Source organism: Pseudomonas sp. AC255 (assembly GCF_979258175.1).
Genome location: NZ_OZ409841.1, coordinates 1,708,900 through 1,724,449, shown reverse-complemented (window position 1 = coordinate 1,724,449; position 15,550 = coordinate 1,708,900). Strand labels below are relative to the sequence as shown.

Sequence of the window (15,550 nt, the reverse complement as noted above, 5' to 3'; positions counted from 1 at the left end):
GAGCCCGGCTTGATGCCGGGCTTGCTGCATCTGCAAACAGCTTCAACCTTCACCTGCACCCCTGCTCGTGCCGCTGTCGTTCGATTGCTTCGAACCACTGGGCTTGGAACCCGAAGGTGTAGAGCCGTCATTGTTGGTGGTGTTGCCCTGCGTGCCTTTGGGCACGGTGGCGCCATTGGAATGAATGTCTTCCGGCGCACTCGGATTGGTCTGGCTATTGCCGTCGTTAGCGGTGGGTGCCGGGGTATCGCTGGCGGCTGTTGCATAGAGCGAAGTGGCGGATAACAGCGTGGCCAAGGTGAATGCTGCGAGACTGGATTTATGCATGTCGGCGGTTCCTCTGCGGGGGTGAGTTATGCATTGGAAGCGCGTACGCGGGGAAAATGCGGGAAGGCTGACGAATGGCAGGAACAAACAACCCGGCACCTCGTAAAGATGCCGGGTCAACAAAAAATAATGCGTTATCCGATCAAAAATTCGCCGGCGTATTCGCACTAATAATCTCCGCCTCATCCGCTCCGATATTGCGAAACTTATGCGGCAACGTCGTCGGAAAGTAGTAACCATCCCCAGCACTCAAAACACTCACCTGCCCGTCCACGGTCAGTTCCACCGTGCCGCGCGTGACCAGTCCGCACTCTTCGCCTTCGGCATGCACGATCGGTTCTTCGCCGGAGCTGGCGCCGGGGGCATATTGTTCGCGGAGCAGGCGCATCTGCCGGCTAGGGACGGAGGCGCCGATGAGCAGCAGACGCAGGCCGTGGCGGCCGAGGTCGGGTTGTTCGTTGGCGCGGAACACGTATTGGTGTTCGCGCGGGGGCTGGTCGAAGGTGAAGAAGTCGGCCAGGGACATCGGTATGCCCTCGAGCAGCTTTTTCAGCGAGCTGACGGAGGGGCTGACGCGGTTCTGTTCGATCAGCGAGATGGTCGCGTTGGTCACGCCGCTACGCCGGGCGAGCTCGCGCTGGGAGAGTTTGTAGCTTTCGCGTACTAGTTTGAGTCGAGAACCCGTATCCATGACAGCCTTATGTTGAGGTACTTAAGGGTAATGGGGGTGGGTGGCGGGTGACGCGCAGGTCGCGCGGATCACGTTGCTCCCGTGTCCCGGAACCGTGAAAGGCGGCTATTAAATCACGTTTGCCGGTGTTGCTCAGCAGGTTCGATGGATGGTGCGGCAAAAGTCCTGTTGGCCTTGGCAATACAGCCACTGTGGGAGCGAGCCTGCTCGCGAAAGCGTAGTGTCTGGCGAATCGATGTCGCCTGATATGGCCTCTTCGCGAGCAGGCTCGCTCCCACAGTGGACATCAGTGGTTTTGCATAAGTGAAAAACCGGCGAGGTCTTTCGGACCGCCGCCGGGAGGTAAGTCAGACGCCGAAACGGTCGCGCAGGGAGTAGTAGACGGCGCCAAGCGCGGTAAGCGGTGCGGAGAAGGTGCGGCCGCCGAGCATTGGCATGTGCGGCAGTGAGGCGAAGGCGTTGAAGCGTTCGGCGTCGCCGCGGATCATTTCCGAGATCAGTTTGCCGGCCAGGTGCGAGCAGGTGACGCCGTGGCCGCTGTAGCCCTGCATGTAGTAGGCATTCTTTTCGATGCGGCCGAATTGCGGCATGCGCGACATGGTCAGCAGGAAGTTGCCGGTCCAGCGGTAGTCGATCTTCACGTCCTTGAGCTGCGGGAAGGTCTTGAGGATCTTCGGCCGGATCAGTTGCTCGATATCGTCCGGCTCCCGCGCGCCATACACCACACCACCACCGTAAAGCAGGCGGTTGTCAGCGGTGAGGCGGTAGTAATCCAGCAGGTAGTTGCAGTCTTCGACGCAATAGTTGTTGGTGATCAGGCTGCGCGCCTGCTGCTCGGTCAGCGGTTCGGTGACGACGATCTGCGAACCACACGGCATGCTTTTCGCGGTAACACGATTGTCTAGGCCTTGTGGCAGATAAGCGTTGCCGGCGATCAGCAGGTATTTGGCGCGGACCAGACCTTTGGCAGTGCGCACGGTGATCGGCTCGCCGTAGGTGATTTCCACCGCCGCCGACTGTTCGTAGATCTTGCCGCCCAAACGCACGATGGCGGCGGCTTCGCCGAGGGCCAAGTTCAATGGATGAACGTGGCCGCCCTGCATGTCCAGCAAGCCGCCAACGTAGGCGTCGGAGCCGACTTCGCGACGAATATCCGCTGCATCGAGCATCTTCAGATTGCGGTTGCCGTAGCGTTCCCAGTTGCGCTTCTGCTCGGCCAGGCCGTTGAGCTGTTTCTTGTTCATCGCCGCGAAAATACCGCCCGAACGGTAGTCGCACTTGATGTCGTAATTCTTGATGCGCGAACGAATGATATCGGCGCCTTCGAAGATCATGCTGCCGAGGATTTCTGCAGTCTTGTCGCCGTAGCGCTCTTCGATGACATCGACGTCGCGGCTGTAGGAGTTGACCAGTTGGCCGCCATTGCGACCGCTGGCGCCGTAGCCGACTTTCGCCGCTTCCAGCACCGTGACTTTGTAGCCGGCTTCGCTGAGGAACAGCGCCGAGGACAGGCCGGTATAACCGGCGCCGATGATGCAGACGTCGCAGTCCAGCGCTTCTTCGAGAATCGGGAAGTCGATGACTTCGTTGCGGGTGGCGGCGTAGTAGCTGTTTACGTGTTGCTGTTTCATAGGTTTCTCCGAGGGCAGCCAACCAGGGGCGGCCGCCGCTGTAAAAGAGTCAGAGCTTGATCCAGGTCGCTTTCAGTTCGGTGTACTTGTCGAACGCGTGCAGCGATTTGTCGCGACCGTTGCCCGATTGTTTGAAGCCACCGAATGGCGCAGTCATGTCGCCGCCGTCGTACTGGTTGACCCAGACGCTGCCGGCGCGCAGGCCGCGGGCGAAGGTGTGCGCCTTGCTCAGGTTGCTGGTCCACACCCCGGCGGCGAGGCCGAAGATGCTGTCGTTGGCGATCTGCAGGGCTTCTTCGGCAGTGTCGAAGGTGATCAGCGACAGCACCGGGCCGAAGATTTCTTCCTGAGCGATGGTCATCGCATTGGTCACGCCGTCGAAAATCGCTGGCTGCACGTAGAGGCCGCCGGTTTCTTCGAGGGTGCGCTGGCCGCCGGCAATCAACTCGGCGCCCTGCTCGCGGCCGATGCTGATGTAGCGCAGCACGTTGTCCAGTTGACGCTGGTCGACCACGGCGCCGACGGTGGTCGCCGGATCAAGCGCGTGCCCCGGTTTCCACGCTTGCAGCGCTTCCACCAGCAGCGGAATGAACTGCTCGCGAATCGAGCGCTCGACCAGCAGACGCGATCCGGCAGTGCAGACTTCGCCCTGGTTGAAGGCGATGGCACTGGCTGCTGCCTGGACTGCCGCGCGCAGGTCCGGTGCGTCGGCGAACACCACGTTCGGGCTCTTGCCGCCGGCCTCGAGCCAGACGCGTTTCATGTTGCTCTGGCCGGCATAGATCATCAGCTGCTTGGCGATCGCCGTGGAGCCGGTGAAGGCCAGCACGTCGACGTCCATGTGCAACGCCAGCGCCTTGCCGACGGTGTGGCCGTAGCCCGGCAGCACGTTGAACACGCCCTTCGGAATACCCGCCTCCAGCGCCAGTTGCGCGATGCGGATAGCGGTCAGCGGTGATTTTTCCGAAGGCTTGAGGATGAACGAATTACCCGCCGCCAGCGCCGGGGCGAACTTCCAGCTGGCCATGATCAGCGGAAAATTCCATGGCACGATGGCGGCGACCACACCCGAGGGCTCACGGGTGACGAGGCCAAGTTGGTCGTGCGGCGTGGCGGCGACTTCGTCGTAGATCTTGTCGATGGCCTCGGCGCTCCAGCGGATCGCGTTGGCGGTCGCCGGGATGTCGATGCTCATCGAATCGCTGATCGGTTTGCCCATGTCGAGGGTTTCCAGCAGTGCCAGTTCTTCCTGGTGTTGCAGGATCAGATCGGCGAAGCGGATCAGGACGCGCTTGCGCTCGGCCGGGGCTTTTTCGCCCAGATGCCGGAGTTGAACGACTGGCGCGCGGCTTCGACGGCCAGGTTGGCGTCGGCTTCATCGGTGCTGGCGACGGCGGCAAGAAAGCGGCCGTCGACCGGGCTCAGACATTCGAAAGTGTCGCCGCTGATCGCCGGGCGGTATTCGCCGTTGATGAAGGCGCGGGATTCGATGGACAGAGACTGGAAGCGTTGTTCCCAGTCGTTGCGGGTTGTGGTCATTGTTTTGAGCTCGACAAGGGCGGATTGGGCGACGGCGGGTGATCACCCACTCATCCAAATTGATAACCCGATCCCCTGTGGGAGCGAGCCTGCTCGCGAAAGCGTCGTGTCAGGCAACAATATTCTGGCTGACATACCGCATTCGCGAGCAGGCTCGCTCCCACATTGGATCGGTGGTGTCTGTGATCACACCGTATGCAGATACCAGTTGTACTCAAGGTCAGAAATCGAGTTCTCGAACTCGGCCAGCTCGCTTTCCTTGCACGCAACGAACACGTCGATGTACATCGGGTCGATGTAGCGCGCCATGACTTCGCTGTCGTCGAGCTCGCGCAAGGCGTCGCGCAGGTTGTTCGGCAGGCTCTGCTCGTTCTGCTCGTAGCTGTTGCCTTCGACCGGCGCGCCAGGCTCGATCTGGTTGGTAAGCCCGTGGTGGATACCGGCCAGCACCGACGCCATCAGCAGGTACGGGTTGGCATCGGCACCGGCGACGCGGTGCTCGATGCGCACGGCGTCCGCTGAACCGGTCGGCACGCGCACGGCCACGGTGCGGTTGTCGATGCCCCAGCTCGGCGAGTTCGGCACATAGAATTGCGCGCCGAAGCGGCGGTACGAGTTGACGTTCGGGCAGAGGAACGCCATTTGCGCCGGCAGGGTCTCGAGCACACCGCCGATCGCGTGACGCAGTGCGGCGTTCTGCTCGGGATCCTCGCTGGCGAAGATGTTGTTGCCTTCTTTATCCAGAATCGAAATGTGCACGTGCAAACCATTGCCGGCCTGGCCCGGATAAGGCTTGGCCATGAAAGTCGTGTCCATCTCGTGGTCGTAGGCGATGTTCTTCACCAGACGCTTGAGCAGGACCGCGTAATCGCACGCCTTGATCGGGTCGGAGACGTGATGCAGGTTGACTTCGAACTGCGCCGGGGCGCTTTCCTTGACGATGGCATCCGCCGGGATGCCCTGCTCTTTCGCGCCTTCAAGGATGTCTTGCAGGCAATCGACGTATTCGTCGAGATCGTCGATCAGGTACACCTGAGTCGACACCGGACGCTTGCCGGATACCGGTGAGCGTGGCGACTGCGGACGACCGTTCACGTTGTCCTGGTCGATCAGGTAGAACTCGAGTTCGAACGCCGCGCAGATGGTCAGGCCGAGGTCGTCGAATTTGCGCACAACGTTGGCCAGTACTTCACGCGGGTCAGCGAAGAACGGCTGACCTTCGATCTCGTGCATGGTCATCAGCAGTTGAGCGGTCGGGCGTTTTTGCCACGGCTCGATGCTCAGGGTGCCGGGGATCGGGTAACAGATGCGATCGGCATCGCCGATATCCAGGCCCAGGCCGGTGCTTTCCACCGTCGAGCCGTTGATGTCCAGCGCAAAGAGCGACGCCGGCAGGTTGATGCCTTTTTCGTACACCTTATGAAGACTGGTGCGTTCGATGCGCTTGCCGCGCACCACACCGTTCATATCCGCAATCAGAAGGTCGACGTACAAAACCTCAGGATATTTCTTAAGGAATGCGTTGGCTTCGTTGAGTTGAACGGTACGCAGAGGGACCGACATGATGCACCTATTTAGCTGTTAATTATTATGTTCACCACTGTGTTGCGCAGCCAGTCAATCCGAAAGGCAAAGTGAAGTCAATAGCGAACACCCTGCCCTGCAGCCTTTATTTTTCGGGCTTTTCTTAACACTCTCATGCCATATCCGCCGGTAAACCCCGGTAAACCTAAGCGATTTGATGAACCGCGTTTAGAATTTTTTACATGACAGTTGTTAATTAAAATCAACGAAGCTAAGCTCCGGAAAAGCTCGTTCAAGCGACAGACTTCGAGGTGAATAAAAATGGCATTCAAGCCATTGATCGGCGTTACTGCGTGCGTCAAACAGATTGGCCTGCACCCCTATCACATCAGCGGCGACAAGTACGTACGTGCTGTCAGCGTTGGCGCTCAAGGGTTGCCAGTTGTCATTCCTTCCCTCGGCAACCTGACTGAAATCGATGACCTGCTCGGTCAGCTCGACGGTCTGTTGCTTACCGGCTCACCCTCGAACGTGGAGCCCTTCCACTATCAAGGCGCGGCCAGTGCGCCCGGCACGGATCACGATCCGGCCCGCGACGCCACTACCCTTCCTTTATTGCGTGCAGCCATCGCGGCGGGCGTTCCGGTGCTCGGCATCTGCCGTGGTTTCCAGGAAATGAATGTGGCGTTCGGCGGCAGCCTGCATCAGAAGGTGCATGAGCTGCCCGGCATGCTTGATCACCGCGAAGCCGACAGCCCGGATGTGGCCGTGCAATATGCACCGGCCCATGCGGTCAGCGTGATCGCTGGCGGCGTGTTCGAAGCGTTGGGGCTGCCCGACAAATTTCAGGTCAATTCGATTCACAGCCAAGGCATCGACCGCCTCGCTCCCGGCCTGTGTGCTGAAGCCGTGGCGCCGGACGGTTTGATCGAGGCGATCTCGGTCGAGCACAGCCCGACCTTCGCCCTCGGCGTGCAATGGCACCCGGAATGGCAAGTGCTGGACAACCCGAACTACCTGAAGATTTTCCAGGCGTTCGGCGCAGCGTGCCGGCAACGGGCGGCGAAGCGCAGTCAGCGCTGACGCAATCCCAGACTCGATAACAATTTACTGCCCCCACGGCTGGCGGATGTGCATCTGCACATCCGCCAGCCGTGAACCGCAACACCCGTGATAACAACAAGTACGACCCACGCAGCCAGGACGGCGGCGCCGAACAAGCCGGATCGGTAAGTGCAATACCTGTCAGAACAATGCAAAACCCTGTGGGAGCTGGCTTGCCAGCGATGAGGCCGTCACCTTCAACATTAATGGTGAGTGACCCACCGCCATCGCTGGCAAGCCAGCTCCCACAGGGTATTGCGGCGATTCGACCGGGGCAGCGCTTACAGGCTTGCAATCCACTTAAGCCCGGCCACATTGGCCAGGCACACGACACCTGTTGGGAGTTTCACATGGCAAACGCCTCCAGCACTTACCGCAAGGCACTCGAAGGTCATCAGCAACCGAAAAAGGTGTTGGTGAAAGTCGATCGTGTCACCAAGAAGTTCGACGAAACCGTGGCCGTGGACGATGTGTCCCTGGAGATCCATCAGGGCGAGATCTTCGCGCTGCTGGGCGGTTCCGGTTCGGGCAAATCGACTCTGCTGCGCATGCTCGCCGGTTTCGAGCGGCCGACCGAGGGGCGGATTCTGCTCGATGGCGTGGACATCACCGACATGCCGCCGTACGAGCGGCCGATCAACATGATGTTCCAGTCCTACGCGCTGTTCCCGCACATGACCGTGGCGCAGAACATCGCCTTCGGCCTCAAACAGGACCGTTTGCCGGCCAGCGAAATCGATGCCCGCGTCGAAGAAATGCTGCGTCTGGTGCACATGACCCAATACGCCAAGCGCCGCCCGCACCAGTTGTCCGGCGGCCAGCGTCAGCGCGTGGCCCTCGCCCGCTCGTTGGCCAAACGGCCGAAACTGTTGCTGCTCGACGAGCCGATGGGCGCGCTGGATAAAAAGCTGCGTTCGCAGATGCAACTGGAGCTGGTGGAGATCATCGAGCGCGTCGGCGTGACCTGCGTCATGGTCACCCACGACCAGGAAGAAGCCATGACCATGGCCCAGCGCATCGCGATCATGCACCTGGGCTGGATCGCGCAGATCGGCAGCCCGGTGGACATTTATGAAGCGCCGGTCAGCCGCATGGTCTGCGAATTCATCGGCAACGTGAACGCCTTCGACGGCACTGTGGTGGAAGATCTCGAAGGCCACGCGATCATTCACAGCCCCGACTTGCAGCAGAAGATCTATGTCGGTCACGGCGTCAGCACGTCGGTGCAGGACAAATCGATCACCTACGCCATCCGCCCGGAGAAAATGCTCGTCAGCACCTCCCAACCGGAGTTCCGCTACAACTGGTCCGAAGGCAAGGTCCACGACATCGCCTACCTCGGCGGCCATTCGGTGTTCTACGTCGAGCTGCCCGGCGGCAAGATCGTTCAGTCGTTCATGGCCAATGCCGAACGCCGTGGCGCGCGGCCGACCTGGGACGACAAGGTCTATGTCTGGTGGGAAGACGACAGCGGCGTGGTGCTGCGCTCATGAGAACTTTCAATCAGCAATTCTTGCGCCTGGTGCCCAGCGGACGAAAACTGGTGATCGGCATTCCGTTCATCTGGCTGTTCCTGTTCTTCATGCTGCCGTTCTTTCTGGTGATGAAGATCAGCTTCTCGGAAGCCGCGCTGTCGATCCCGCCGTACTCGGAGATCTACACCTTCGCCGAACAGAAATTCCAGCTGCTGCTGAACATCGGCAACTACACCCTGCTCGGCGAAGACGAGCTGTACCTGTCGGCGTACCTCGGCTCGCTGAAGGTCGCGGCACTGAGCACGCTGATGTGCCTGGTGATCGGTTTCCCGATGGCTTACGCGATCACCAAGACCGGCAAGGAAACGCAAAACGTCCTGCTGCTGTTGATCATGATGCCGACCTGGACGGCGATCCTGATCCGCGTGTATGCGTGGATGGGCATCCTCAGCAACAACGGGTTGCTCAACGGATTTCTGATGTGGACCGGACTCACTGACCACCCGATCGAGATCCTCAACACCAACACTGCCGTCTATATCGGTGTGGTTTACGCCTATCTGCCGTTCATGGTTCTGCCGCTCTACGCCAACCTCGTCAAGCACGACAACAGCCTGCTGGAAGCCGCGCAGGATCTGGGCTCGAGTAACTTCAACAACTTCTGGAAGATCACCGTGCCGCTGGCCAAGAACGGCATCATCGCGGGCTGCATGTTGGTGTTCATTCCAGTGGTCGGCGAGTTCGTGATTCCGGAACTGCTGGGTGGCCCGGAGACGCTGATGATCGGTCGCGTGCTGTGGCAGGAGTTCTTCAATAACCGCGACTGGCCGGTGGCTTCCGCGCTGGCGGTGGTGATGCTGTTGATCCTGATTGTGCCGATTCTGCTGTTCAACCGCAGCCAGGCCAAAGAGATGGAGGCACGGGGATGAAACGCTTCAACTTTTCCAAGTTCATGCTGATCTTCGGCTTGATGTTCATTTATCTGCCGATGCTGATTCTGGTGATCTACTCGTTCAACGCCTCGAAACTGGTGACGGTGTGGGGTGGCTGGTCAGTGAAGTGGTATGTCGGCCTGCTCGACAACACGCAACTGATGGGCTCGGTGCTGCGCTCGCTGGAGATCGCCTGCTACACCGCTATTGCCGCTGTGGCACTGGGGACGCTGGCGGCGTTCGTGCTGACGCGGGTGACGCGCTTCAAGGGCCGCACGCTGTTTGGTGGTCTGGTGACCGCGCCGTTGGTGATGCCGGAAGTGATCACCGGTCTGTCGCTGTTGCTGCTGTTCGTGGCGATGGCGCAACTGATCGGCTGGCCGCAGGAGCGCGGCATCGTCACCATCTGGATCGCCCACACCACGTTTTGTGCAGCCTATGTCGCGGTGGTAGTCTCCGCGCGCCTTCGCGAGCTGGATCTGTCGATCGAAGAAGCGGCGATGGATCTCGGCGCCAAACCATTCAAGGTGTTTTTCCTGATCACCATTCCCATGATCGCGCCGTCGCTGGCCGCCGGCGGAATGATGTCGTTTGCCTTGTCGCTGGACGATCTGGTGCTGGCGAGTTTCGTTTCCGGGCCGGGCTCGACGACGCTGCCGATGGAAGTGTTCTCGGCGGTGCGTCTGGGCGTGAAGCCTGAGATCAACGCCGTGGCCAGCCTGATTCTGCTGGCGGTATCGCTGGTGACTTTCCTGGTCTGGTACTTCGGCCGCAAGGCCGAAGCCAACCGCAAACGGGCGATTCAGGAAGCGATGGAGCAGACGGCGAGCGAGTCGTGGCAGCAACCGCAACGCGCCGCCAGCGCCTGACTGTGTAGGAGCTGCGGCACGCTGCGATCTTTGATCTTGATGTGAAAGATCAAAAGATCGCAGCCTCGTTTCACTCGACAGCTCCTACATGAACGGGCGCAGTTGATCAGGTTTTGGCTTTGTGTTTTTGAATAAGAAGAAGGGAGTTGTACCGATGAAAATGTTTGGCAGGACTCTGCTGACACTGTCCTTAATGGGCGCGATGATCATGGGCGCCCAGGCCAACGACAAGGTGCTGCGTGTTTACAACTGGTCCGATTACATCGCGCCGGACACCGTGAAAAAGTTCGAAGACGAGACCGGCATTCGCGTGACCTACGACGTCTTCGACAGCAACGAAACCCTTGAAGCGCGCCTGCTCGCGGGCAAATCCGGCTATGACATCGTCGTGCCGTCGAACAGTTTTCTGGCCAAGCAGATCAAAGCCGGCGTCTACCAGCCGCTGGACAAGTCGAAGCTGCCGAACTGGAAGAATCTCAACCCGGTATTGCTGAAAAACGCTTCCGCCAGTGATCCGGACAACGCGCATGCGTTCCCGTACATGTGGGGCTCGATCGGCATCGGTTTCAACCCGGCGAAGATCAAGGAAGTGCTCGGCGCCAACGCCCCGACCAACTCCTGGGACTTGCTGTTCAAACCGGAGAACGCGGAAAAACTCAAAGCCTGTGGCATCAGTTTCCTCGATTCGCCAACCGAAATGCTTCCGGCTGCCCTGCACTACCTGGGCTATCCGGTGAACGACAAGGACAAGGCGCACATCGCCGAAGCCGAAGCGCTGTTCATGAAAATCCGCCCTTACGTGGCGTATTTCCATTCCTCGAAGTACATCTCCGATCTGGCCAACGGCAACATCTGCGTGGCGGTGGGTTACTCCGGCGACGTCCTGCAGGCCAAGGCCCGCGCGGTGGAATCGGGCAACAAGGTGGTGATCGACTACAGCATACCCAAGGAAGGCGCCGGCAGTTTCTACGACATGGTCGCCATCCCCCGGGATGCGGCGAACGTCGACAACGCCTACCTGTTCATGGATTTCCTGATGCGCCCGGACATCATCGCCGAAGTCACCAACAGCATCGGCTACAGCAACGCCAACGCAGCGGCCACGCCACTGGTGGACGAAGCGATCCGCAACGAACCGGGCTCGTATCCGTCGCAAGCGGTGATGGCGACTTTGTATGCAGTGCCGGATCAGCCGATTGCCACACAGCGGATCATGACGCGCGGCTGGACGCGGGTGAAGCTCGGTAAATAAGCCCACCAGTCAACACTGATAAACCCTGTGGGAGCTGGCTTGCCAGCGATGGCGGTGGGTCAGACAACGATGACGCTAGATGCGCTGGCCCCATCGCTGGCAAGCCAGCTCCCACAGGTTTTCGATCGAATTCGGACATTGCCAGATTTCCGTTCACGCAGCGCCTTACCACCGCTGCACCCTACTCTGAACGGCCTCACCCGGCTCCCTCGGCTCGGGTGAATTTGCAGGCGCCTTCGGGCGCCTTTTTTGTCCGTTCAGATCAGCGACCAGTCCTGCACAACTCGATAGCGACCCTTGTGCGATTCGAACAGAGCGAAGCGTTCAGCACGCAGAAAGAACTCCGGCGGCGTGCGCGCTTCCGGCTCCGGCGCGCGGTACTCGCGGGCCAGCGTCAAGTGCGGCCGGAACTCGTGGGTGGGTTGTTCAAAACCGAACGGCAGCATCGCCTGCTCCAGCGCGTAGACCAGGCGCAACAGCGCCGGCGGTGCCTGCTCGGGCGCCAGCGACAGCACACCGGCGCGATGCCAGACCTGCAAGCGATCCAGCTCAATACGCAACGTTTCGCCCGGAATACGCACACTGCCCGCTGCTTCGCAGACGCCGTGAATCTGCGCCAACGGCACCGCACCGAGGAACAGCAGAGTCAGATGAAAGTTATCCGCCGGCACCGGTTTGCCGCTGCGCAGGCCCAGCTCCGCGCGCCACTGGGCGATTGCCTTGCGCTGCGCCGGCGGGCAATCCAAAGCGAAAAACAGCCGTTTCGACGGTTCCTGCCTGCGCACTTCATCCATCATCGCCCTGCCCCCATATCGTCATGATCGCGCCGATTCTACACAGCCTGTGCTGACGACTCGCGACAGGAAGCTATAGTTCAGGGATTGCCATCAACCGGAGGCTGCCATGCGCGAGATCCTCAGCAAAGAACCCTGGTGGGCCCGGCCACCACATCCCGGACAGGAAGAAAGCGAACTGGAATGGGGCTGGCTGGTGCATTACAGCGAAGGCGAACCGCGCTTCGAATTCGTCCGCGAGAGGCCCAGCGACGAGCAGATTCGCAACCGCAAAAGTTGCCGGGTCACCCCCTCGCCCGAATGAATAGTGCCCCGTGAGCACTAATCCTGTGGGAGCGAGCAGGCTCGCTCCCACAGGGTTATGCATTGATCAGTGGGGTTGGGTGTCGCCGGCGGCGGTGTCGATGCTGACAACAACTGACATCCCCGGCCGCAAGCGTTCTGCTTCCTGCTGATCGGGATCGATGGTGATGCGCACCGGCACGCGCTGGGCGATCTTGACGAAGTTGCCGGTGGCGTTGTCGGCCTGCAGCAAGGCAAATTCCGAGCCGGTGCCCGGCGAAATATGCTGCACATGGCCGGTGAATCTGCGGTGGTTCAAGGCGTCGACGGTGAAGCGCACCGGTTGCCCGACACGTACGTTGGCCATCTGGGTTTCCTTCATGTTGGCGATCACCCACTTCTGGTCCGGGACCAGCGCCATCAACTGCGCGCCGGAGTTGACGTAGGCGCCCAAGCGCACGCCGATCTGCCCGAGCTGGCCGTCGCGCGGGGCGACAATTCGCGTGTTCGACAGATCGATGCGCGCCAGTTGCACCGCCGCTTCGGCACTGGCCACGGCGGCCTCCAGCGAGCCGCGATTGACGATCACCGTTTGCAGATCCTGCCGGGCGATTTCCAGATTGGCCTTGGCCTGCGCCACAGAAGCCGTGCTCTGCGCGTTGGCAGCAAGGGTCACGTCGAATTCGCGCTTGGACACCGAGCCGTCGCGCACCAGTTCCTGATTACGCCGCAGATCGGCCTCGCTCTTGCGCAACTGCGCCTGGCTGTCGGCGAGCACCGCCTGACGCAATTTGATCGTTGCCTCGGCGCTGTTGCGTTGCTGCACGACGTTGGCCAGCCCGGCCTTCTGCACCGCCAGTTGTGCCAGGGACTGGTCGAGGCGTTGCTGATAAATGCGGTCGTCCAGACGCACCAGCAGATCCCCGGCCTTGACGTACTGGAAGTCCTGCACCGGCACCTCGAACACATAGCCGCTGAGCTGCGGGCCGATGATCGTCACCTGCCCGCGCACCAAGGCGTTTTCGGTGGTTTCGACCGCACTGCTGAACGGCGGCAGTTGCCACGCATACAGCACGATCAGCACGCCGACGATGGCGATTGCGGCAAAGCCCAGCGAAGATATGATCCGCACCCGCAGCGAACGCGGCGCAGTGTTCGGCGACGATGGCGGCGCTTCCCCTTCAGGCGTGGCGGCGATGGCATTGGTGGTTGTGGTGGTCGGTTCGGTCATGAAGAAGTGGCACCGCTGGGTGGTACGGAAGGTGTCGGCTCAATGGCTTTGGTGGTGCTCATCAGCCACAACGCACGAATCGAAAGCCAGATCATGGTCAGGACGGCAATGACCGCGATCAGCATGAAGACATCGTTATAGGCCAGCACGTTCGCTTCGCGTGTTGCCGCATTGGCGAGGCTGCGAATGCCGGCCAGATTGCGCAGGCTCGGGTCGGCGAGCAAACCGCCGTAGGCCGAACCGCCACTCTGCACGCGCGCCGCCACCAACGGATCGGACATCACCAGATGATCGACGATGTGGCTGGAGTGGTACTTCTCCCGCACGATCTGAAAAGTGCCAAGCAACGCCGCGCCGAGCAGCCCGCCGAGGTTGTTGCAGATCCCGAACAGCACGGAAAAACTCACCAGGTTGCGCGGATTGGTCAGCACGTTGCGCGTGCCGAAGACCATGGTCGGGCCGAGAAAAAACGTACTGCCGAATGCCAGCAGGAACTGGCTGAAGTAGAGATTTTGCGGGCGGGTCAGGTTGTTGGAAAAACTGTCCATCACCGAACCGGTGGCCATCAGCGCCAGCGAGATGATCAACGGCATCAGCAAGTGTTTGGGGTCGATGGTCAGTGCGCTGGTGGCAAGCCCGGCGATACTGCCGATCAGCATCACCACGTACAGACTGTGCAACTGCTCATAGCCCATGTTGAGGTTCTGCATGAAACCGACCGCGCCGGTGGATTGCTCCGAGGTGACCATGCGAATCAGGGTCACCGCCAGCGCCAGGCGAATCATCGTTCCGCTGCCCAGCCAGCGGGTCATCAACATCGGGTTGCTGCGATTGTGCTCAATGGCCAGGCCCATAATGATCAGCGCGATCGAACAGGCCAGCGCCACGCCGATCCAGTCCGCCTCCAGCCACCAGTCGATGCGCCCCAGCGACAGCACCGCGCACAACAACGCCACACCGGTGGCGAGAATGGCGAAGGTCAGGAAGTCGAGTTTTTCAAAGGTCTTGAAGCGGTCACCGGGCGGCAACTTCAGCAGCAACACACAGCCGAGTGACAGCAGGGCCATGCCCAATTCGAACAGGTACAGACCGCGCCATTCGGCGATCTGCAACAGGTCTTCGGAAAACAGCCGCGCCAGCGGTAACGCCAGTTGCGACGTGCCGAGGCCGAGCACCAACGCTTTGAGCCGCCACTTCGCCGGGAACGCCTGCACCATGTAATACAGACCCAGCGAGCTCAGCGCCGCACCGACCATGCCGTGGGCAGCCCGCACCGCCACTGCCGAGTTGAGATCGTTGACGAACAAATGGCCGAAGGTCACCAGCGCATACAGCACCAGAAACACTTCGGTGAACGCGCGCAAGCCGAATTGCTGGCGAAACTTCACCAGCAGCAGGTTCATCGACACGTTGGTCATCACATACGCCGCCGGCAGCCAGGCCATCTCCGCCGTGGTCGCGCCGAGCGAGCCTTGCAGGTAAGGCAGGTTGGCAACCACCAGCGAGTTGCCCAACCCACCGGTCACCGCCACCAGCACGCCAACCGCCGCGTACGCCAGGCGCTTGGGCGTGGAGTGCAGCGGTGTCGACGGAGAACCGGGCAGGCTGGGCTTTTCGTGGGGTTGCCAGTTGCGCGGGGCGTATTTATCCATGAATCGGCCTGGTGCTGGGGGTGAAGGAAGTTTGCCGCAATTTGACGGGCAATACACGACTCGACAGACACCAAGGAACCCTGTGGGAGCGAGCCTGCTCGCGAAAGCGCTGTGTCAGTCGACAACTTCATTGATTGAAAGTCCGCATTCGCGAGCAGGCTCGCTCCCACATGGGTTCGGCGTCGCATGGGAGGTCATCGTATAACTTCCAGTTGACAATCCCTGAAAATCTGGGAAATATCCGCAT

The 15,550-nt window shown here is 60.5% G+C and carries 13 protein-coding genes and 1 pseudogene; 6 read left to right on the top strand and 8 right to left on the bottom strand.

The features are described from left to right. Positions 1 to 42 precede the first annotated feature (42 nt). The 5 genes and pseudogenes from ACZZ0K_RS08025 to ACZZ0K_RS08005 all read right to left on the bottom strand — a co-directional run bounded on the left by ACZZ0K_RS08025 (position 43) and on the right by ACZZ0K_RS08005 (position 5,751). The gene (locus tag ACZZ0K_RS08025; protein ID WP_258706872.1) at positions 43 to 327 is read right to left on the bottom strand and encodes a hypothetical protein; all 285 of its coding nucleotides are present in this window, start codon (positions 325 to 327) and stop codon (positions 43 to 45) included. Between the two features lie 142 nt (positions 328 to 469). Continuing rightward, entirely contained in the window at positions 470 to 1,018 is a 549-nt protein-coding gene (locus ACZZ0K_RS08020; RefSeq protein WP_011333561.1) for a cupin domain-containing protein, read from the bottom strand. Between the two features lie 347 nt (positions 1,019 to 1,365). Further along, on the bottom strand, positions 1,366 to 2,649 hold the full coding sequence (locus ACZZ0K_RS08015) for an NAD(P)/FAD-dependent oxidoreductase (protein ID WP_095181996.1): 1,284 nt from the start codon (positions 2,647 to 2,649) through the stop codon (positions 1,366 to 1,368). A 49-nt stretch (positions 2,650 to 2,698) separates the two neighbouring features. Next, positions 2,699 to 4,188 (bottom strand): annotated as a pseudogene (locus ACZZ0K_RS08010) (aldehyde dehydrogenase). A gap of 186 nt (positions 4,189 to 4,374) precedes the next feature. Further along, on the bottom strand, positions 4,375 to 5,751 hold the full coding sequence (locus ACZZ0K_RS08005) for a glutamine synthetase family protein (RefSeq protein WP_007918694.1): 1,377 nt from the start codon (positions 5,749 to 5,751) through the stop codon (positions 4,375 to 4,377). Between the two features lie 282 nt (positions 5,752 to 6,033). Between ACZZ0K_RS08005 and ACZZ0K_RS08000 the strand changes: the two genes are divergently transcribed. From ACZZ0K_RS08000 to ACZZ0K_RS07980, 5 genes are all read left to right on the top strand, one after another. Further along, the gene (locus ACZZ0K_RS08000) at positions 6,034 to 6,795 is read left to right on the top strand and encodes a gamma-glutamyl-gamma-aminobutyrate hydrolase family protein (protein ID WP_258706874.1); all 762 of its coding nucleotides are present in this window, start codon (positions 6,034 to 6,036) and stop codon (positions 6,793 to 6,795) included. Positions 6,796 to 7,166: 371 nt separating this feature from the next. Then, on the top strand, positions 7,167 to 8,309 hold the full coding sequence (gene potA / locus ACZZ0K_RS07995) for a polyamine ABC transporter ATP-binding protein (protein ID WP_042609314.1): 1,143 nt from the start codon (positions 7,167 to 7,169) through the stop codon (positions 8,307 to 8,309). Beyond that, positions 8,306 to 9,220 carry an ABC transporter permease subunit gene (locus ACZZ0K_RS07990; protein ID WP_024013334.1) on the top strand — a complete coding sequence of 305 codons (915 nt, stop codon included), beginning with the start codon at positions 8,306 to 8,308 and terminating at the stop codon, positions 9,218 to 9,220. The genes potA and ACZZ0K_RS07990 overlap by 4 nt, the downstream gene beginning before the upstream one ends. Further along, positions 9,217 to 10,092 (top strand): ABC transporter permease subunit, encoded by an 876-nt coding sequence (locus ACZZ0K_RS07985; RefSeq protein WP_258706875.1) that lies wholly within the window; start codon positions 9,217 to 9,219, stop codon positions 10,090 to 10,092. The genes ACZZ0K_RS07990 and ACZZ0K_RS07985 overlap by 4 nt, the downstream gene beginning before the upstream one ends. A 154-nt stretch (positions 10,093 to 10,246) precedes the next feature. Further along, positions 10,247 to 11,344 carry a polyamine ABC transporter substrate-binding protein gene (locus ACZZ0K_RS07980; protein ID WP_258706876.1) on the top strand — a complete coding sequence of 366 codons (1,098 nt, stop codon included), beginning with the start codon at positions 10,247 to 10,249 and terminating at the stop codon, positions 11,342 to 11,344. A 257-nt stretch (positions 11,345 to 11,601) separates the two neighbouring features. Here ACZZ0K_RS07980 and thpR read toward each other — a convergent pair whose 3' ends face one another. Continuing rightward, on the bottom strand, positions 11,602 to 12,141 hold the full coding sequence (thpR, locus tag ACZZ0K_RS07975) for an RNA 2',3'-cyclic phosphodiesterase (RefSeq protein ID WP_258706877.1): 540 nt from the start codon (positions 12,139 to 12,141) through the stop codon (positions 11,602 to 11,604). A 106-nt stretch (positions 12,142 to 12,247) separates the two neighbouring features. On the opposite strand from thpR, the gene ACZZ0K_RS07970 reads away from it, so the two are divergent. Continuing rightward, complete coding sequence (locus ACZZ0K_RS07970; RefSeq protein ID WP_125927669.1) at positions 12,248 to 12,442, top strand: hypothetical protein; 195 nt, start codon at positions 12,248 to 12,250, stop codon at positions 12,440 to 12,442. Positions 12,443 to 12,508: 66 nt separating this feature from the next. Here the strand turns inward: ACZZ0K_RS07970 and ACZZ0K_RS07965 are convergent, their stop codons facing one another. Both ACZZ0K_RS07965 and ACZZ0K_RS07960 read right to left on the bottom strand, forming a co-directional pair. Then, the gene (locus ACZZ0K_RS07965) at positions 12,509 to 13,651 is read right to left on the bottom strand and encodes an HlyD family secretion protein (protein WP_041480937.1); all 1,143 of its coding nucleotides are present in this window, start codon (positions 13,649 to 13,651) and stop codon (positions 12,509 to 12,511) included. After that, positions 13,648 to 15,303, bottom strand: coding sequence for an MFS transporter (locus ACZZ0K_RS07960; protein WP_236168615.1), 1,656 nt, complete (start codon positions 15,301 to 15,303; stop codon positions 13,648 to 13,650). Before ACZZ0K_RS07960 ends, ACZZ0K_RS07965 begins: the two co-directional genes overlap by 4 nt. Positions 15,304 to 15,550: the final 247 nt, after the last annotated feature.